At 55.8% G+C, this 17652-nt stretch carries 18 protein-coding genes; 13 read left to right on the forward strand and 5 right to left on the reverse strand.

The window, feature by feature from the left end:
- Positions 1 to 3: 3 nt before the first annotated feature.
- The 7 genes from hflC to EGO56_RS02740 all read left to right on the forward strand — a co-directional run bounded on the left by hflC (position 4) and on the right by EGO56_RS02740 (position 8569).
- On the forward strand, positions 4 to 1008 hold the full coding sequence (gene hflC / locus EGO56_RS02710; RefSeq protein WP_013359179.1) for a protease modulator HflC: 1005 nt from the start codon (positions 4 to 6) through the stop codon (positions 1006 to 1008).
- A 57-nt stretch (positions 1009 to 1065) separates the two neighbouring features.
- Positions 1066 to 1266, forward strand: coding sequence for a DUF2065 domain-containing protein (locus EGO56_RS02715; RefSeq protein ID WP_010256126.1), 201 nt, complete (start codon positions 1066 to 1068; stop codon positions 1264 to 1266).
- A 165-nt stretch (positions 1267 to 1431) separates the two neighbouring features.
- Complete coding sequence (locus tag EGO56_RS02720) at positions 1432 to 2730, forward strand: adenylosuccinate synthase (RefSeq protein ID WP_013359178.1); 1299 nt, start codon at positions 1432 to 1434, stop codon at positions 2728 to 2730.
- A 218-nt stretch (positions 2731 to 2948) separates the two neighbouring features.
- The gene (gene nsrR, locus EGO56_RS02725; RefSeq protein WP_013359177.1) at positions 2949 to 3392 is read left to right on the forward strand and encodes a nitric oxide-sensing transcriptional repressor NsrR; all 444 of its coding nucleotides are present in this window, start codon (positions 2949 to 2951) and stop codon (positions 3390 to 3392) included.
- Between the two features lie 16 nt (positions 3393 to 3408).
- Positions 3409 to 5904: a ribonuclease R gene (rnr, locus tag EGO56_RS02730; RefSeq protein WP_033734046.1), complete on the forward strand. Its 2496-nt coding sequence runs from the start codon at positions 3409 to 3411 to the stop codon at positions 5902 to 5904.
- 81 nt (positions 5905 to 5985) lie between these two features.
- Positions 5986 to 6720: a 23S rRNA (guanosine(2251)-2'-O)-methyltransferase RlmB gene (gene rlmB / locus EGO56_RS02735; RefSeq protein WP_033734044.1), complete on the forward strand. Its 735-nt coding sequence runs from the start codon at positions 5986 to 5988 to the stop codon at positions 6718 to 6720.
- A 220-nt stretch (positions 6721 to 6940) separates the two neighbouring features.
- Positions 6941 to 8569, forward strand: a complete 1629-nt coding sequence (locus EGO56_RS02740) for an isovaleryl-CoA dehydrogenase (RefSeq protein ID WP_135907630.1) — start codon at positions 6941 to 6943, stop codon at positions 8567 to 8569.
- Here EGO56_RS02740 and bsmA read toward each other — a convergent pair.
- Entirely contained in the window at positions 8543 to 8869 is a 327-nt protein-coding gene (bsmA, locus tag EGO56_RS02745) for a biofilm peroxide resistance protein BsmA (RefSeq protein ID WP_033734041.1), read from the reverse strand. The genes EGO56_RS02740 and bsmA overlap by 27 nt on opposite strands.
- Positions 8870 to 8925: 56 nt before the next feature.
- Entirely contained in the window at positions 8926 to 10857 is a 1932-nt protein-coding gene (locus EGO56_RS02750; RefSeq protein ID WP_135907631.1) for a methyl-accepting chemotaxis protein, read from the reverse strand.
- A gap of 159 nt (positions 10858 to 11016) precedes the next feature.
- On the opposite strand from EGO56_RS02750, the gene yjfP reads away from it, so the two are divergent.
- The gene (gene yjfP, locus EGO56_RS02755) at positions 11017 to 11766 is read left to right on the forward strand and encodes an esterase (RefSeq protein ID WP_135907632.1); all 750 of its coding nucleotides are present in this window, start codon (positions 11017 to 11019) and stop codon (positions 11764 to 11766) included.
- Positions 11767 to 11815: 49 nt separating this feature from the next.
- Here the strand turns inward: yjfP and EGO56_RS02760 are convergent, their stop codons facing one another.
- Positions 11816 to 12022 carry a hypothetical protein gene (locus EGO56_RS02760; protein ID WP_013359170.1) on the reverse strand — a complete coding sequence of 69 codons (207 nt, stop codon included), beginning with the start codon at positions 12020 to 12022 and terminating at the stop codon, positions 11816 to 11818.
- A gap of 404 nt (positions 12023 to 12426) precedes the next feature.
- Between EGO56_RS02760 and rpsF the strand changes: the two genes are divergently transcribed.
- Genes rpsF through rplI form a run of 4 tightly spaced genes read left to right on the forward strand, consistent with a single transcriptional unit; the run spans position 12427 to position 13867 of the window.
- Entirely contained in the window at positions 12427 to 12822 is a 396-nt protein-coding gene (rpsF, locus tag EGO56_RS02765; RefSeq protein WP_003855334.1) for a 30S ribosomal protein S6, read from the forward strand.
- A gap of 6 nt (positions 12823 to 12828) precedes the next feature.
- A complete protein-coding gene (gene priB / locus EGO56_RS02770) occupies positions 12829 to 13146 on the forward strand; it encodes a primosomal replication protein N (protein WP_013359169.1) in 318 nt (105 codons plus the stop codon).
- A gap of 4 nt (positions 13147 to 13150) precedes the next feature.
- Positions 13151 to 13378 (forward strand): 30S ribosomal protein S18, encoded by a 228-nt coding sequence (rpsR, locus tag EGO56_RS02775; RefSeq protein WP_002210155.1) that lies wholly within the window; start codon positions 13151 to 13153, stop codon positions 13376 to 13378.
- A gap of 39 nt (positions 13379 to 13417) precedes the next feature.
- Complete coding sequence (gene rplI / locus EGO56_RS02780) at positions 13418 to 13867, forward strand: 50S ribosomal protein L9 (RefSeq protein WP_098052284.1); 450 nt, start codon at positions 13418 to 13420, stop codon at positions 13865 to 13867.
- Between the two features lie 76 nt (positions 13868 to 13943).
- Here rplI and EGO56_RS02785 read toward each other — a convergent pair whose 3' ends face one another.
- On the reverse strand, positions 13944 to 14621 hold the full coding sequence (locus EGO56_RS02785; protein WP_156105718.1) for a LysM-like peptidoglycan-binding domain-containing protein: 678 nt from the start codon (positions 14619 to 14621) through the stop codon (positions 13944 to 13946).
- Between the two features lie 220 nt (positions 14622 to 14841).
- On the opposite strand from EGO56_RS02785, the gene fklB reads away from it, so the two are divergent.
- On the forward strand, positions 14842 to 15462 hold the full coding sequence (gene fklB, locus EGO56_RS02790) for a BamJ family beta-barrel-assembly machinery protein (protein ID WP_010256433.1): 621 nt from the start codon (positions 14842 to 14844) through the stop codon (positions 15460 to 15462).
- 45 nt (positions 15463 to 15507) lie between these two features.
- Here fklB and EGO56_RS02795 read toward each other — a convergent pair whose 3' ends face one another.
- Positions 15508 to 17451 carry a bifunctional 2',3'-cyclic-nucleotide 2'-phosphodiesterase/3'-nucleotidase gene (locus EGO56_RS02795; protein ID WP_135907633.1) on the reverse strand — a complete coding sequence of 648 codons (1944 nt, stop codon included), beginning with the start codon at positions 17449 to 17451 and terminating at the stop codon, positions 15508 to 15510.
- Between the last annotated feature and the right edge of the window lie 201 nt (positions 17452 to 17652).

Genomic DNA, 17652 nt, shown 5'->3' on the forward strand with positions numbered 1-17652 from the left:
TCGATGCGTAAGCCAATAGTATTTTTAATCATTGTCGTGCTGGTGGCGCTCTATGCGTCGCTGTTTGTGGTGCAGGAAGGGCAGCGAGGCATTGTTCTGCGCTTCGGTAAAGTCCTGCGCGACGGCGAAAACAAACCCCAGGTGTTTGAGCCGGGTCTGCATTTTAAGATCCCATTCCTGGAAACGGTTAAAACGCTGGATGCACGCATTCAGACTATGGATAACCAGGCCGATCGCTTCGTCACCAAAGAGAAGAAAGATCTGATCGTGGACTCCTACATCAAGTGGCGTATCAGCGATTTCAGTCGCTACTACCTGGCTACCGGTGGCGGTGATGTTTCTCAGGCAGAAGTGCTGCTGAAACGTAAGTTCAGTGACCGTTTGCGTTCTGAAATGGGTCGTCTGGATGTGAAGGATATCGTCACAGATTCCCGTGGTCGCCTGACCACCGATGTGCGCGACGCGCTGAATACCGGTTCTGCGGGCAGCGATGATGAAATCGCCACGCCTGCAGCTGATGATGCGATTGCCAGCGCAGCAGCCCGTGTAGAGCGTGAAACCAACAGCAGCGAGCCGGCACCGAATCCGAACAGCATGGCAGCGCTGGGTATTCAGGTTGTGGATGTGCGCATCAAGCAGATCAACCTGCCGACCGAAGTTTCAGATGCAATCTTCAACCGTATGCGTGCTGAGCGTGAAGCCGTAGCGCGTAGTCAGCGTTCACAGGGTCAGGAAGAGGCAGAAAAACTGCGTGCCCAGGCCGATTATCAGGTGACGCGTACGCTGGCTGAAGCCCAGCGTGAAGCCCTGATCACGCGCGGTGACGGTGATGCAGAAACGGCGCGGTTGTTTGCAGATTCGTTCAGCAAAGATCCTGACTTCTACGCCTTTATTCGTAGCCTGCGTGCCTACGAAAACAGCTTTAATGAAAATCAGGATGTGATGGTGTTAAGCCCGGATAGCGACTTCTTCCGATATATGAAGGCGCCCTCTAACGCGACACGTTAAGAACTGATATAACCTGTGGGCCGACAATGTTGTCGGCCTTTTTTTTTGGGTAGCAAGATGAAAACAAGCATCTGGATGGCACTGGCGCTGGTATTAGTGCTGGAAGGGTTGGGACCGATGTTTATGCCACGCGCCTGGCGACGCATGATCCTGACGATGACCCGCTTACCCGACCGTCTGCTGCATCGCTTTGGCGGCGGACTGGTGGTCGCGGGCATGGTGATTTACTGCATGCTCAGCCTGCACGGCAACCTGTAAATCGGGTTTCAGACCGGCTAAATTGTGCCTCTTCGCGCCATTATCCCCAACATGTTGTAGTGATCAAAACTCAGGCAAAAAAGCGCGCAATCGTATGCTAAAAGTGCTGAAAACCATGGGATCAGATGGTAGAATCCTTTTTTAAGCAATCGGTGATTTTGAGAAATGGGTAAGAACGTCGTCGTACTGGGCACCCAATGGGGTGACGAAGGTAAAGGTAAGATTGTAGACCTTCTGACTGAGCGCGCGAATTACGTTGTGCGTTATCAAGGCGGCCACAATGCGGGCCACACGCTTGTCATCAACGGTGAAAAAACCGTCCTCCACCTGATCCCTTCTGGCATTCTGCGCGATAACGTCACCAGCATTATCGGTAACGGCGTAGTGCTTTCTCCTGAAGCCTTAATGAAAGAGATGAAAGGCCTGGAAGCGCGCGGGATCCCGGTACGTGAACGTCTGCTGATTTCTGAAGCCTGTCCGCTGATCCTGCAATATCACGTTGCGATGGATATGGCGCGCGAACGTGCCCGTGGTGCCAAAGCGATTGGTACTACCGGTCGTGGCATCGGTCCTGCTTATGAAGACAAAGTCGCCCGTCGTGCACTGCGCGTCAGCGACCTGTTCAACAAAGAAACCTTTGCTGCCAAGCTGAAAGAAGTGGTCGATTTCTACAACTTCCAGCTGGTTGAGTACTACAAAGAGCCGGCAGTGGACTTCGACAAAGTGCTGAGCGATGTGATGGAAGTCGCTGACATCCTCACTGGCATGGTGGTTGACGTTTCAGAACTGCTGGACAGCGCGCGTAAGCGTGGCGATCTGATTATGTTTGAAGGCGCGCAGGGTACGCTGCTGGATATCGATCACGGAACTTATCCGTACGTGACGTCGTCCAATACGACCGCAGGTGGCGTGGCAACCGGCTCAGGCATTGGTCCGCGCTATGTCGACTACGTGCTGGGTATTGTGAAAGCGTACTCAACCCGCGTGGGCGCAGGTCCGTTCCCGACTGAGCTGTTCGATGAAACCGGCGAATTCCTCTGTGCGCAGGGTAATGAGTTTGGTGCGACCACCGGACGTCGTCGTCGTACCGGCTGGCTGGATGCGGTCGCGGTTCGCCGTGCGGTTCAGATCAACTCCCTGTCAGGTTTCTGCATGACCAAACTGGACGTGCTGGATGGCCTGAAAGAGGTGAAAATCTGTGTTGCTTACCGTATGCCTGATGGCCGTGAAGTGACCACTACGCCACTGGCGGCAGAGAACTGGGAAGGCATTGAGCCGATCTACGAAACCCTGCCAGGCTGGAGCGAGACTACGTTTGGCGTGAAAACGCTGGAAGGTTTGCCTCAGGCTGCACGCGACTACATTAAGCGTGTAGAAGAGGTTACGGGTGTGCCGATTGATATTATCTCAACCGGTCCAGACCGCAGTGAAACGATGATTCTGCGCGATCCATTCGACGCATAATCATTCAGGCCGGACGCTGTCCGGCCCTTGTTTTTCCACTCTTTGATGCCACTTTACCTCCCTTCGCTTGTCAAACCTTGTGCTGGCTTAAAAAAACGCACGGCAAATCAGACTCTGGTTTATCATCGTAGCTAATCGAATGACGATCCGATTTAATTCTGACATCAATCACAGGGCGAATAATGCAATGCCACGCCTGAAGGTTCACTGAGGTTACTGTGCAGCTCACGAGTTTTACTGATTATGGCTTACGGGCGCTGATTTATCTGGCAGCGTTGCCTGAAGGTCAGCAGACCAATATTACGGAAGTGACAAATACTTATGGTTTGTCCCGTAATCATATGGTCAAAATCATCAATCAGCTGAGCCGTGCGGGCTACGTTGCCGCAACACGTGGAAAAAATGGGGGCATTCGCCTGGGTATGCCGCCTCGTCAGATTGTTATTGGCGACGTGGTACGCAAGATGGAACCGCTACAATTAGTGGACTGCGCCTCCTGTTCCATCACACCAGCCTGCCGTCTGAAGCAGGCACTGCACGATGCAGTGCAGCGCTTTTTGCAGGAGCTGGATAGCTATACGCTGGCAGATTTGGTCGAAGGAAATACACCACTTTATGAAATCATCCTGTCCAAATCGCCGGCGGAAATAAATATTAAATGACATCGGAGGAACCGCTATGTCAAAAGATCCTTTTCAGGATAGAGAAGCTGAAAAATACGAAAACCCTATTCCAAGCCGTGAATTTATTCTGGCTCTGTTAGAAAAACGTGAAAAACCAGCCAGCCGTGAAGAGCTGGCTGAAGAGATGAATCTGCACGAAGAAGAGCACCTTGAGGCGCTGCGTCGCCGCCTTCGCGCCATGGAGCGTGATGGTCAGCTGGTGTTCACCCGCCGTCAATGCTATGCGCTGCCAGAACGTCTTGATCTCCTGCGCGGTAAAGTCATTGGCCACCGTGATGGCTACGGCTTCCTACGGGCAGAAGGTCAGAAAGATGACCTCTACCTCTCTGCAGAGCAGATGAAATTCTGTATGCATGGTGACGTAATCCTGGCGCAGCCGCTGGGTGCCGATCGTAAAGGCCGCCGCGAAGCGCGCGTGGTCCGCGTGCAGGAACCACGTAACAATCAGATCGTTGGCCGCTACTTTACCGATGCCGGTGCCGGCTTCGTGGTACCGGACGACAGTCGCCTGAGTTTTGATATCCTCATCCCGCCTGAAGAGACGATGAATGCCCGCATGGGTTCCGTGGTGGTGGTTGAGCTGGTCCAGCGTCCGAACCGCCGCACCAAAGCGATCGGTAAAGTGGCTGAGATTCTGGGCGATGATATGGGCACCAGCCTGGCCGTTGATATGGCGCTGCGTACCCATGAAATTCCGCACACCTGGCCGCCAGAAGTGGAAGCTCAGGTCAGCAAGCTGAAAGAAGAAGTCCCGGAAGAGGCCAAAAAAGGCCGCGTCGATCTGCGCAAACTGCCGCTGGTCACCATTGATGGTGAAGATGCCCGTGACTTTGATGATGCGGTCTACTGCGAGAAAAAACGCGGTGGCGGATGGCGTCTGTGGGTGGCTATCGCCGATGTGAGCTATTACGTCCGTCCGGGTACGCCACTGGATGACGAAGCGCATCAGCGCGGCACCTCAGTCTATTTCCCGTCGCAGGTTGTGCCGATGCTGCCGGAAGTGCTGTCGAATGGCTTATGCTCGCTTAACCCGCAGGTCGATCGACTCTGTATGGTGTGCGAGATGACCATTTCGACCAAAGGTAAGCTCACCGGCTTTAAGCATTACGAAGCGGTGATGAACTCCCATGCGCGTCTGACTTACAACAAAGTCTGGAACATCCTGCAGGGCGACAAAGAGCTGCGTCAGCAGTATGCACCGCTGGTTAAAGATCTTGAAGAGCTGCACAACCTCTACCAGGTACTGGACGCTGCACGTGAAGAGCGCGGCGGTATCTCGTTTGAAACGGAAGAGGCGAAGTTCATCTTTAACGCCGAGCGCCGTATCGAACGGGTTGAGCGCGCGTCACGTAATGACGCTCACAAGCTGATCGAAGAGTGCATGATCCTGGCGAACATCGCCTCAGCACGCTTCGTTGAGAAAAATCAGGAACCGGCACTGTTCCGCGATCACGATCGTCCGACCGATGAGAGCATCAAGAGCTTCCGTACCGTGCTCAACGAGCTGGGACTGACTCTGCCAGGCGGTAACAAACCGCAGCCTGTGGATTATGCGGCGCTGCTGAAGCAGGTTGCCGATCGTCCTGATGCAGAAATGCTGCAAACCATGCTGCTGCGTTCAATGAAGCAGGCGGTTTACGATCCGGAAAACCGCGGTCACTTTGGTCTGGCACTCTCATCGTATGCGCACTTTACTTCGCCAATTCGCCGCTACCCGGATCTGACGCTGCATCGCGCCATTAAATATCTGCTGGCAAAAGAGCAGGATGAAGGTAAAGGCCTGGTACAACGCGCCATCAAATATCTGATGCCGAAGGAGCGCAATGTCGCCAAAGATATGACGACAGCAACCGGCGGCTATCACTACGAGATGCCGGAGATGCTGCAGCTGGGTCTGCACTGTTCCCTGACAGAGCGTCGCGCCGATGAAGCAACCCGCGACGTCGCGGACTGGCTCAAGTGTGACTTCATGCAGGATCAGGTCGGCAACGTCTTCAACGGCGTCATCTCCAGCGTGACCGGATTTGGCTTCTTTGTCCGCCTGAGCGATCTGTTCATCGATGGTCTGGTGCACGTTTCAACCCTCGACAACGATTACTACCGTTTTGACCCGGTAGGTCAGCGTCTGATCGGTGAATCGGGCGGCCGTACCTATCGTCTGGGTGACACCGTTGAAGTGCGTGTCGAGGCGGTCCATATGGACGAGCGTAAAATCGACTTTGCTCTTATCTCCAGCCAGCGTCAGGTGCGTGGTGAAGGTAAAACCGCGCGTGATCGGGCGAAGCGTGAAGACAACGCGCCAGCGAAGCGTCGTCGTAACGTGAACAAAAAGTCCAACTTCGAGCCGGATGCTGCATTCCGGGGTGACAAGGGGAAACCTGCCGCGGCCAATACCGAGAAAAAAAGTAAAAACGTCTCGGAAAAAACCCGTAAAATCGCCGCCGCCACCCGGGCGAAGCGCGCCAGAAAAAAAGCTGAGCCTGAAGGCTGAGCTTAACATGGTGCGCGTACCCGCCCTTTCTCTCCGCAGAAAGGGCGGTCATTTATTCATTTCCAACCACTGAGCAGATCGATGAGCGAAATTATTTTTGGTATCCATGCCGTGCAGGCGCTGCTGGAACGTGATCCACAACGTTTCCAGGAAGTCTTTATCCTCAAAGGCCGCGACGATCGTCGCCTGCAACCCGTGGTCGCCGCGCTGGAAGCTCAGGGGATCGTGATTCAGCTGGCCGAGCGTAAGTGGCTCGACAGCCAGGTTGAAGGCGGTGTGCATCAGGGCATCGTGGCGCGGGTAAAACCGGGTCGTCAGTATCAGGAAGGCGACCTGCCGGATCTGCTGCAGAGCCTGGAGAAGCCTTTCCTGCTGGTGCTGGATGGGGTTACCGATCCGCACAACCTGGGTGCCTGCCTGCGCAGCGCCGATGCGGCCGGTGTTCATGCGATTATCGTGCCGAAAGATCGCTCTGCTCCCCTGAATGCCACGGCCAAAAAAGTGGCCAGCGGTGCGGCAGAGAACGTGCCGCTGATTCGCGTCACTAACCTTGCGCGTACACTGCGCCTGCTGCAGGAGTACAACATTTGGGTGGTCGGCACCGCAGGAGAAGCGGATCATACCGTCTTCCAGAGCAAAATGACCGGTCCGATGGCGCTGGTGATGGGTGCGGAAGGCGAAGGCATGCGTCGTCTGACCCGCGAGCATTGTGATGAGCTGATCAGCATTCCGATGGCGGGCAGTGTTTCTTCACTCAACGTCTCGGTCGCAACCGGTGTCTGCCTGTTTGAAGCAGTGCGTCAGCGCAACGCCTGATCCCCGATGTGATCCTCGCCACAAATTAGTTTCTGTACCAGGCATAACTGCGCGTCATTCATATATACCCAAAGAATTTCGGGTTGCATTGAGGCGGCAAGAGAACGAATCCCGATGAGCTTACATGAGTAAGTGATTCGGGTGAGTGAACGCAGCCAACAAAAATGCAGCTTGAAAGACGACGGGTATACTTAGTGAGTGACATCCGCGAGGAGTGGTTATGACCTGGACAACACACACCGTTTTTAATCAGCCCCATCCTCTGAGCAACAGTAACCTGTTCCTGTCCGACACGCCGCTTGGCGAGGCACTGTCACGCGAAGGCGCCGGATGGGATGGGGAATGGCTGGCGTCAGTCGGCCGCCAGCTGGGCAGCGCCGAGTCGCTGGAGCTGGGGCGGCTCGCCAACGCTGAACCGCCTGAACTGCTGCGCTACGATGCCCGTGGCGTGCGCCTGGATGAGGTTCGTTTTCATCCTGCCTGGCACCTGCTGATGCAGGGCGTCTGCGCCAGTCGTCTGCACAATCTCAGATGGCAACCGACGGTGCGTGAACAGGCCAGCGTAGCGCGCGCTGCACGCTTTATTCTGCACGCACAGGTAGATGCGGGTACGCTCTGCCCGGTGACCATGACGCACGCCGCCATTCCGCTGCTGCAGGCTTATCTGCCCGCCGCGTTTGAAAGCTGGCTCGATCCGCTGCTCAGCGATCGCTACGACACGCACGCACAGCCCGGCGACCAGAAACGCGGATTGCTGATCGGGATGGGCATGACAGAAAAGCAGGGCGGCAGCGATCTGCTTACCAGCACTACCCGTGCCGAGCCGCTGGGCGCACGAGGCCCGGGTGAAGCCTGGCGGCTGACCGGCCACAAGTGGTTCTTCTCAGTGCCGCAGAGTGATGCGCATCTGGTCCTGGCCCAGACGCCCGAGGGATTAAGCTGCTTTTTCCTGCCGCGCCTGTTGCCCGACGGGTCACGTAACGCCATCCAGCTTGAGCAGCTCAAAGATAAGCTGGGCAATCGCTCAAATGCCAGCTGCGAAGTGGAGTTTCGCGACGCGACCGGCTGGCTGCTGGGGGAGGAGGGCGAAGGCGTACGGCTGATCCTGAAAATGGCCGGTATGACGCGCTTTGACTGCGCGCTCGGCAGTCATGGTCAGATGCGGCGCGCCTTCTCGGTGGCACTCTGGCATGCTCATCAGCGTCAGGTCATGGGGAAAAACCTGGTGGATCAGCCGCTGATGCGGCAGGTTCTGGCACAGCAGGCGCTGCAGCTTGAGGGGCAAACCGCCCTGCTGATGCGGCTGGCTCGTGCCTGGTCACAACCGGCCAAACCGCATGAGGTCGCCTTTGCCCGCTTGTTTACGCCAGCGGCAAAATATGTAATTTGCAAAGCGGGAGCGCCGTTTGTGGCGGAATCGATGGAAGTGCTGGGGGGCATCGGCTATTGCGAAGCGAGTGAGCTGCCGCGCCTCTATCGTGACATGCCGGTCAACAGCATCTGGGAAGGATCGGGCAACGTAATGTGTCTTGACGTGCTGCGCGTACTTAGCCGTCACGCAGAGGTGACAGAGATGCTGAGTCAGGAGTTTGAGGCGGTAAAAGGGAGTAATCGGCATTTCGATACGCGCTGGCGTCAGCTGCGACTGAGGCTTAAGAAGGTTCCTGAAGAGCAGGCGCGCGACGTCACCCACACGCTGCTGCAGCTGGCGACAGGCGCTCAGCTACTGAAATACAGTGAGCCACCCCTGGCCGATGCGTGGTGCCAGCAGTGGCTCGACCAGCGGGGTTCACACCCGTCTGAGGCTGCAGTGACTGACCGGTTACTGGCCCGCGCCTGTGGCCGGTGATGCACCGTACAGAATCGCGCTGGCGTACCATAAACCGGGCATTACCGTTTCGCTCAGCATCACAATCTGATAGTAAGCCGCGCCAGCCTGATTAGCCTGAGCGGCGATGGCTCGCTGGGCATCATCCGGTGAGCCATGCACGTTAACGGTAATGTTACCCAGCTTCGGCAAACCGCCACTCTGTGCCCGTGAAATCTCCTGCGCCTGTTGGGTTGGCGCAGGCGGGGCTTTTGGCGTGGTTTCAAGCGCAGAACAGCCTGCCAGCAACAGACTTATTATCAGTAAGTAAGCGGAACGCATAGCAAAACCCCTGTTCAGGACGAAACAGTAAGTGTATGTCATCGTCCTGAATGACGTCAGGATTTAAGGCTGAAAACGCTGACCAGCTGGGTCAGGTGATGCCCTTTATCACTCAGGTTCTGTGCGCTGTTTTCTGCCTGTGCCACCAGTTCGCTGTTCTGATGGGTCGCCTGACTGATCTGGTTCATCGCCAGATTCACCTGGCCGATACCCGCCGCCTGCTCCTGCGCTGCTACGTTGATCTCGCCCATCAGCGCCTGCACCTGTTCGATGTGGGTCACAATGTCGGTCATCGCATCGCGCGTCTGCTCAGAGAGCTGGTGTCCCTCCGCCACGTTGCTGATGGAGGTGGCAATCAGTCCATCAATCTCTTTGGCGGCCTGCGCGGAACGCTGTGCCAGCGCACGCACTTCTGCGGCCACCACGGCAAAGCCACGTCCCTGTTCACCGGCTCGTGCCGCTTCAACGGCCGCATTCAGTGCCAGAATATTGGTCTGGAAGGCGATTGACTCAATCACATGGGTGATATCCGCAATGCTTTGTGATGACACCTTAATGGCTGACATGGTATTAACCGAGCGCACCACCGTCTGGCTGCCATGACTGACGATATCGCTGGCTTCGGCCACCAGTGACATCGCCTGACGCAGGCTGTCAGCAGTGTGTTCGACCGTGGCACCAAACTGCTCCATGCTGGCTGAGGTCTGCTCCACGCTGCTGGCCTGACGTCCGATCTGCTCGCTGATGTTATGGCTGCTGGCCGCGATGGTGTCCGTGCCGTCGCTGATCTCCTGCGCTGCGCTGCGCACCTGGCCGACGATTTTTTCCAGCCCATCGCCAATGCCGTTAATCGCAATAATCAACTGACCGACTTCATCACGACGGCGGGTATCCATATGGACCTGCAGATTTCCGGCGGCATACTGCTCCGCCAGATGGATCACCTGCTGCAGCGGACGGGTAATTGCCCGACTGCTGTACCAGACAAACCCCAGCGCGAAGATCACCACCAGAATCAGTCCGGTAATCAGGAACAGGTTACGGCTGTGGGTAATCGGGGCGAGCAGGCTGGCACGGTTAACTTCACCGGTAATCACCCAGTTCCAGCCCGGCAACTGCTGCCATGCCAGCATCTGCTGCTCGCCGTTGATCTCCACCTGCTGCATGCCCTGCGGCTGCGTCAGCAGCGGCTGCAGTGTCGCGTCATCCCAGTCTGGCCGTTTCCCTTCGTTGTGCTGATCGAACAGATACTCGCCCTGATTCTTGCCGGGCGTGCCGTTGAGCACATAGAAATGGCCGCTGTCGCCCAGCCGGCGCGCCAGAATCTTTTCGCGCATCAGGGCATACTGCTTATCAATGCCTACGCCGACAAACAGGATGGCGACGACCTTGCCACTCTCATCTTTTACCGGCTGATACTGGGTGATGTAGCGGTGGCCGAACAGTGTCGCCAGCCCCTGATAGACTTCGCCCTGATGAACGCTTTTCCAGGCGGCACCAGTGCGGTCAAGCTGCGTACCAATCGCGCGGCTGCCATCCTGCTTTTTCAGTGAGGTGGAAATACGGATAAAATCGTCGCCGTCGCGCACAAAAATGGTCGCCACGGCGGCGGTACGTTCGGTGAAATCGTCAACCGCGGTCTGATCGAGGTTCAGCGTTTTTAACCCGGCGCGCAGCACGGGCGTCGAAAAGGCACCGACCTGCACCCGCGAGCTTTCATCCAGGCTAAAGCGCTTAGGCAGAAAGCTGGTAAAGAGGCTGGTGTAATGAGACACCTCTTCGGTGAGGGTGGCATTGAACATCGTGGTCATTTCACTGATGCCCTGCACCTGATTGTGCATGTCATCAATGGCGAGATTTTCCAGCTGGCGCGAGGCGTTGTGGCTTTGAGTCAGTGTCAGTACCAGCAACAGCAGCGTTACGCTGAGAGACGTCAGTACAGACAGCTTAACTCCGAGACTCAGTCCGCTGAGAGAGAGACGCTTCATAAATTACCTTTGATCAAGTTAGGGGAATACACGATCAACGGCACGCTGCGGAAAAAGTTTAGCGTGGAAAAGCATAACTAAGCGCAGCGGGGAATTTCGCAAATTAACCCGCAGAACGTACACTTGAACGGCACGCCTTGCCCCTGCTCAGGAGAGACCATGATTGAACTCACCACAGAAACGCTGGCCGGTATTGAATGCCTGCACGCTACGCCTGCCGGACAGCGGCATCAGCCACTGCCGACCGTACTGTTTTATCACGGTTTCACCTCATCAAAAGAGGTCTACGCCTACTTCGCCGTTGCGCTGGCGCAGGCGGGCTTTCGGGCAGTTATGCCGGATGCCGAACTGCACGGCGCGCGTTATCACGGTGACGCCGAAGCACGGCTGGGCCGCTTCTGGGAGATTCTGAAGCAGAATATTGATGAGCTGCCGATGCTGGAGACTGCGCTGCGTAATGAGAATCTGATCGCTGACAGGCATTTCGCGGTGGCAGGTGCATCGATGGGTGGCATGACGGCGCTGGGTGCGATGGCACGTTATCCGCAGATTCAGAGCGTCGCCTGCATGATGGGATCGGGCTATTTTATGCAGCTCAGCGAGTCGCTGTTTCCGCCGCTGGTGGCTGACACGCCGGAGCAGAAGGCGCAGTTTGCGGCCCGCATGGCCCCGCTGGCGGACTATGATCCCTGCAACCATCTGGAGGCACTGGCAAACCGACCCTTGCTGTTGTGGCATGGCGAGGCGGATGAGGTGGTGCCCTGGGCGGAGAGCGTACGACTGGAGCGCGCACTGCGTGAAAACGGGCTGGCGCAGCATCTGACCACGCTGTCGGAAAAACAGATTGGACATAAGATTACGCCATCCGCCTTAACGGCGCTGGTCAGCTTTTTTAAAAATCAGCTTTAAACGATGAACGGGCGGAGAAGGACTCTGCCGCCCGTAAACTTACCGGCCCTTACCAGTGTGCAGACGATTTTTCTGCTGTTCTGGCAGGCGCATTAACCGGGTTTCTTTCCGGCGTATCCAGCCGGTTAACGTAGACATAACCCGATGCCGCTTCGCTGCTGTGACTTCTCATCTGCTGCGCACAGTCAGCATAGCTGGCAAGAGCGGGTGGAGACAGGAAGAGACCCAGTAAAGTGGCGATGACGAACGTTTTCATGCCCGACTCCTCACTTCAGGGAACACACTCTGAATGACGCCACTAAGCGAACCGTCGCGTCTTTATTCAGTTTAGCGACTGAGCATATTATCGCCAGATCGTTCCTCTGAACCTCTCTGTCAGCGTTTTTGAACAAAGCGGTATTAACCCGCTGTATTCACATCATTAGCACAAAAAGCCACGGTATCTGGCACGCTGCCGGCAATTTGTTTAAATGTGCGCTTGAGTTCAGGGGCCGTCGCCAGTATGATTACGCGTCAATTTTTCAGCCGCATTCTCAGGCTGTGTCCCACAAGCGCTCGTCACAGCGAACCTTTGTGGGACACAGCCTATAACGTTCCTTGCTTCCATGGGCCGCGGTTGACCCCGACAGGAGGCTGAATAATCCGTAAGGAGCAATTTCGATGCGTCATTACGAAATCGTATTTATGGTTCATCCTGACCAGAGCGAACAGGTTCCTGGCATGATCGAGCGTTACACTGGTGCTATCACTGGTGCAGAAGGCACGATTCACCGTCTGGAAGACTGGGGCCGCCGTCAACTGGCTTACCCGATCAACAAACTGCACAAAGCGCATTACGTTCTGATGAACGTTGAAGCGCCGCAGGAAGCGATCGATGAGCTGGAAACGAACTTCCGCTTCAACGACGCCGTTATCCGTAGCATGGTTATGCGCGTTAAAAACGCGGTAACTGAAGCATCGCCGATGGTTAAAGCGAAAGATGAGCGTCGTGATCGTCGCGAAGATTTTGCTAACGAATCCGCTGATGAGTCAGATGCTGGGGATTCTGAAGAGTAATCCATCGTGACGGTCAATCGGCTTCGCCTGTCTGGCACTGTGTGCAGGACACCGGTTCGAAGAGTTAGCCCGTCAGGAATTCCTCACTGTCAGTTCGTGCTTGAGCACCGCTCAGTGCAGGAGGAGGCCGGGTTTCACCGGCAAGCCTGGTGTCGTATGCCTGTTATTATTAGCGGCAGCGCCCATCAGGTGATTACTCAACATATAACGGTCGGCACGCAACTCACACTCGACGGTTTCATTAGTTGCCATCAGGCACGAAATGGCCAGAGCAAAGTGGTGTTCCATGCCGAGCAGATTGAATTGATAGATTCTGGAGACTAGCCTAATGGCACGTTATTTCCGTCGTCGCAAGTTCTGCCGTTTCACCGCGGAAGGCGTTGTTGAGATCGATTACAAAGACATCGCAACGTTGAAAAACTACATTACCGAAAGCGGTAAAATTGTCCCGAGCCGTATCACCGGTACTCGTGCAAAATACCAGCGTCAGTTGGCTCGCTGCATCAAGCGTGCGCGTTACCTGTCTCTGCTGCCGTACACTGATCGTCATCAGTAATCGGCAACTGTCCATTAACGACTTTAAGAGGATAAGGTAATGCAAGTTATTCTGCTTGATAAAGTAGCAAACCTTGGCACCCTGGGTGATCAGGTTAACGTTAAAGCGGGCTACGCTCGTAACTTCTTAGTACCACAGGGCAAAGCTGTTCCTGCTACTAAGAAAAACGTTGAGTTCTTCGAAGCACGCCGTGCTGAACTGGAAGCCAAACTGGCTGACGTTCAGTCTGCAGCAACTGCACGCGCTGAGAAAATCAATGCACTGGGCACGGTAACCATCACGTCTAAAGCAGGCGATGAAGGTAAACTGTTCGGTTCAATCGGTACCCGCGACATCGCTGATGCAGTGACTGCAGCAGGCGTTGAAGTGGCTAAGAGCGAAGTTCGTCTGCCGAACGGCGTTCTGCGCACTACCGGTGAGCATGAAGTAGACTTCCAGGTTCACAGCGAAGTATTCGCTAAACTGAACGTGAAAGTTGTTGCTGGTTAATCCTGATTAACTGAGCACGACATTAACGCCGGCCCTGTGCCGGCGTTTTTGTTTTTATGACTTTCTGCTGGCCGCGTTACTGCGCGCGAATAAAGCTGCCATCGGGCTGACGGGTAAACAGCACCGGGCCGTTAGCGCCATCTACTGTCAGTCCTGTAACCACGCCCTGCGCATCCTGACGGATTTTAACCTGCTGGCCACTTTTCAGTGTGCTGAGCGGCTGATCGCTGCCTTCCACCCGCGCCATCGCAAACACATCATTGACCGGCAGACTGTTGTCACGAAACAGTTGCGCCAGCGTCTGACCGGACGCAATGGTCAGGTTACGCCATTCACCCTGAGAATCGGCTTTTGGCGTCTGCTGAGATTGCGAAGATGAAGGCTGACGGGTACCGTTGTTTTCATAAATATCCGCCTGCATCGGCACCTCTTTCTCCGCCTGGGGTGCGACAGGCTGCTCAACCGGATAGCGCAATGTACTGGCGGGCCAGAGAAACGCTACCAGCATCACCAGCAGAGCGGCTACGATGCCCCGACGGTGCGGCGCAGGCAGCGGGTCCATCCAGCGAATGTGGTCGGTAAAATGCCAGATACGCTGAAGCCATGTCGGCAGGCGGGATGACGCGTCTGAAGCCATTCGGGGTTTCTCCTCTCCGGCAGGCTGCTGTGGCCTGCGTGCGGCCAGCCAGCTCTGCAGCCGGGATACAATATGTTGTGCACGCATCCTGCGGCGTCGTGGGGCAATCTGGCCCATGTTTGCTCTCTTATTCAGGTGCTACAGACGGGGTGATCCCCATCGATAGTTATAGTATGGGCAATACCGGCGCGAAGTGCCTGCCAGCATTGATAAATTTGACGGCTCTATTGTTTCTCTTTCCCCCGCAAAAGTCATCTGCGACGCAGGGCATTTTACGCCAGCGGCCTGCGCTGCTATGCTGCCGGTTCGAATTTATCCGAGAGTGAAAGGAACGAAGATGACTACCCCTTCTTTCGACAGCGTCGAAGCACAAGCAAGTTACGGTATTGGTTTACAGGTTGGCCAGCAGTTGCTGGAATCTGGTCTGCAGGGTCTGCAACCAGAAGCACTGCTCGCGGGTCTGCGCGACGCGCTGGAAGGGAACTCACCGGCCGTACCGGTTGACGTGGTTCATCGCGCACTGCGTGAAGTACACGAACGTGCGGAAGGCGTACGTCGTGAGCGTACCGAAGCCATGGCAGCAGAAGGTCAGGCGTTCCTGCAGGAACATGCGCAGCGTGAAGGCGTGAGCAGCACCGAATCAGGCCTGCAGTTCAGCGTGATTACTCAGGGCGAAGGTCCAATCCCATCACGTCAGGATCGCGTACGCGTTCACTACACCGGCAAACTGATCGACGGCAGCGTATTCGACAGCTCGGTTGCCCGTGGCGAACCGGCAGAATTCCCGGTAAGCGGTGTTATCCCTGGCTGGATCGAAGCACTGACCCTGATGCCGGTTGGCTCAAAATGGGAACTGGTCATCCCACAGAACCTCGCGTATGGCGAGCGCGGTGCGGGTGCCTCTATCCCACCATTCAGCACCCTGATCTTCGAAGTTGAGCTGCTGGAAATTCTGTAATACCCGGACGCTGCAACCAATCCGGTTGCAGCGTTTTCTCCCGCCTTATTTCTGCTGTAAATTCACCTGCCACAGCGCAAAGCCAATCGCATCTGTGCCTTTGGACTGAAGCGGATATTGCGCATGCTGCTGAATAAAGCCGGTCGCCTTATCACCCGGTGCCGTTTCAAACTGAATATCGAGCGGGGTGGATGAGGTAATCGGTGCCAGACGCCAGTTATTGTCTGCCTTCGGCTGCACTTCTCCGTACGCTTTGGTTTCCGCGCTGATATAAGCCGCGACTACTGCCCGGTTCTCGTCCGGCGAAGCAAAGGCAATGTATTTATCCCCGGTACCGGCAAACTTGCCGCCGTAAGCGCGATAGTTATTGGTCGCGACCAGGAAAATGGCCTGCGGATCGACGGGCTTACCCTGCCAGCTAAGCTGGCGGATACGTGAAGCATCCGGGTGGATCAGCTGACACTCCGCGTCGTAGCGCGCAGGCTGAGTCACATCAATCTGGTAATTCACCCCGTCAATCACATCGAAGTTATAGGTGCGGAAATCCCAGTTGATTAGCGACTGCGTTTTGCTGCTGTGCGGATCGATCTGGTTAAACTGGCCCGCCGAACACTCCAGCCACTCTTTGACCTGTGCGCCCGTGACTTTCATCACCACCAGCGTATTGGGGTAGAGATAAAGGTCGGCGGCGTTACGGAAGGTCAGCGCGCCTTTCTCCACTTCGGTGTAGCTCGATGGGTCGTTTTTACGTCCGCCCGCTTTAAACGGCGCAGCAGCAGAGAGTACCGGCAGTTGGCCCAGATCCGGATCGCCCTGAATAAAGTGCTCCACGTAGGCGCGCTGCGCATTATTGACGATCTGCACTGTCGGGTCGTCTTGCACCAGCGACAGATAGCTGTACATCACATCGGCGGACTTGCCGATGGGTTTCGCCACAAACTCCCGCGTCGCGCGGTGATCGTCAGCGAGGACTTTCACCAGTGCCGGATCTTCCGCCGCCAGCGATTTTTTCGCGGCGATGTCATAAATCGGCCGCGCCTGCGCTTTGCCGCTGCTTACCTGCCAGTGTCCATCTTCATTGCTCAGCACCAGATCGACCACGCCCAGGTGATCGCCCCACATGCCTGGCATCACCGCCGGAATGCCGTTCAGCGTGCCGTTAGCGATGTCCGCACCCTTAATGGCGGCGAACTCCTCACTGGGGAAGACCGCATGTGCATGACCAAACAGGATGGCGTTGATGCCTTCCACCTGGCTGAGATAGTAAACCGAGTTCTCCGCCATCGTGTGATACGGCTCGCTGCTCAGGCCGGAGTGGGGGATAGCGATAATCAGATCGGCACCCTGTGCGCGCATCTCAGGCACATAACGGCGTGCCGTTTCGGTGATGTCATCGACCCGCACCTTGCCCTGCAGGTTGGCTTTGTCCCACACCATGATCTGCGGCGGCACAAAGCCGATATAGCCAATCTTCAGGGTCTGCTTTTTGCCGTCACGATCAACCATCGTGGTGGATTTGATGATGTAAGGAGTAAACAGCGGCTTGCCGCTCTTCACGTCAATCACGTTGGCATTTACATAAGGAAAGCGGGCGCCTGCCAGCGCTTTTTTCAGGTAGGGCAGGCCATAATTGAATTCATGATTACCGAGGTTGCCGACGCTGTAATCCAGCGTATTGAGCGCCTTATAGACCGGATGGATCTCGCCCTCACGTAATCCTTTGGCTGCCATATAGTCACCCAGCGGGCTGCCCTGGATGATGTCACCGTTATCGACCAGCAGACTGTTCTTCACCTCCTGGCGCGCGGCGTGAATCAGCGTGGCGGTTCGCACCAGACCAAACTTCTCGGTTGGCGTGTCTTTGTAGTAGTCGAAATCCATCATGTTGCTGTGCAGATCGGTGGTTTCCAGTATCCGCAAATCTACCGTTGCGGCCTGGGTGGCGACGGAAACGCTCAGGGCCAGTAACATCATTCCGGGCTTAAACATGCTTGCTCCTGCTGCAAATTAAATTAAGGCTCTCAAAATAATGTAAAAGCATGACAGATAGTCATTTTAAATCGTGATGGATATAACGTTTTGACGCATCAGCCAGCGGCGGATTCTTATACGACGGAGGCGCAGCAGCGCAGGCGTGGCGATTGTCGGATAACTATGATATTGATATATCTATGAATTGATGGGTCAGCC

The sequence above is a fragment of the Pantoea vagans genome (genome assembly GCF_004792415.1).
In the GTDB taxonomy this organism is placed as follows: domain Bacteria; phylum Pseudomonadota; class Gammaproteobacteria; order Enterobacterales; family Enterobacteriaceae; genus Pantoea; species Pantoea vagans.

Bases quoted from the DNA above. Each gene is read 5' to 3' on its own strand.
- rplI (WP_098052284.1), top strand. From the start codon at position 13,418: ATGCAAGTTATTCTGCTTGATAAAGTAGCAAACCTTGGCACCCTGGGT.
- yjfP (WP_135907632.1), top strand. From the start codon at position 11,017: ATGATTGAACTCACCACAGAAACGCTGGCCGGTATTGAATGCCTGCAC.
- EGO56_RS02795 (WP_135907633.1), bottom strand. From the start codon at position 17,451: ATGTTTAAGCCCGGAATGATGTTACTGGCCCTGAGCGTTTCCGTCGCC.
- EGO56_RS02760 (WP_013359170.1), bottom strand. From the start codon at position 12,022: ATGAAAACGTTCGTCATCGCCACTTTACTGGGTCTCTTCCTGTCTCCA.
- hflC (WP_013359179.1), top strand. From the start codon at position 4: ATGCGTAAGCCAATAGTATTTTTAATCATTGTCGTGCTGGTGGCGCTC.
- bsmA (WP_033734041.1), bottom strand. From the start codon at position 8,869: ATGCGTTCCGCTTACTTACTGATAATAAGTCTGTTGCTGGCAGGCTGT.
- EGO56_RS02750 (WP_135907631.1), bottom strand. From the start codon at position 10,857: ATGAAGCGTCTCTCTCTCAGCGGACTGAGTCTCGGAGTTAAGCTGTCT.
- fklB (WP_010256433.1), top strand. From the start codon at position 14,842: ATGACTACCCCTTCTTTCGACAGCGTCGAAGCACAAGCAAGTTACGGT.
- rnr (WP_033734046.1), top strand. From the start codon at position 3,409: ATGTCAAAAGATCCTTTTCAGGATAGAGAAGCTGAAAAATACGAAAAC.
- EGO56_RS02720 (WP_013359178.1), top strand. From the start codon at position 1,432: ATGGGTAAGAACGTCGTCGTACTGGGCACCCAATGGGGTGACGAAGGT.
- EGO56_RS02740 (WP_135907630.1), top strand. From the start codon at position 6,941: ATGACCTGGACAACACACACCGTTTTTAATCAGCCCCATCCTCTGAGC.
- rpsF (WP_003855334.1), top strand. From the start codon at position 12,427: ATGCGTCATTACGAAATCGTATTTATGGTTCATCCTGACCAGAGCGAA.
- rlmB (WP_033734044.1), top strand. From the start codon at position 5,986: ATGAGCGAAATTATTTTTGGTATCCATGCCGTGCAGGCGCTGCTGGAA.
- EGO56_RS02785 (WP_156105718.1), bottom strand. From the start codon at position 14,621: ATGGGCCAGATTGCCCCACGACGCCGCAGGATGCGTGCACAACATATT.
- EGO56_RS02715 (WP_010256126.1), top strand. From the start codon at position 1,066: ATGAAAACAAGCATCTGGATGGCACTGGCGCTGGTATTAGTGCTGGAA.
- rpsR (WP_002210155.1), top strand. From the start codon at position 13,151: ATGGCACGTTATTTCCGTCGTCGCAAGTTCTGCCGTTTCACCGCGGAA.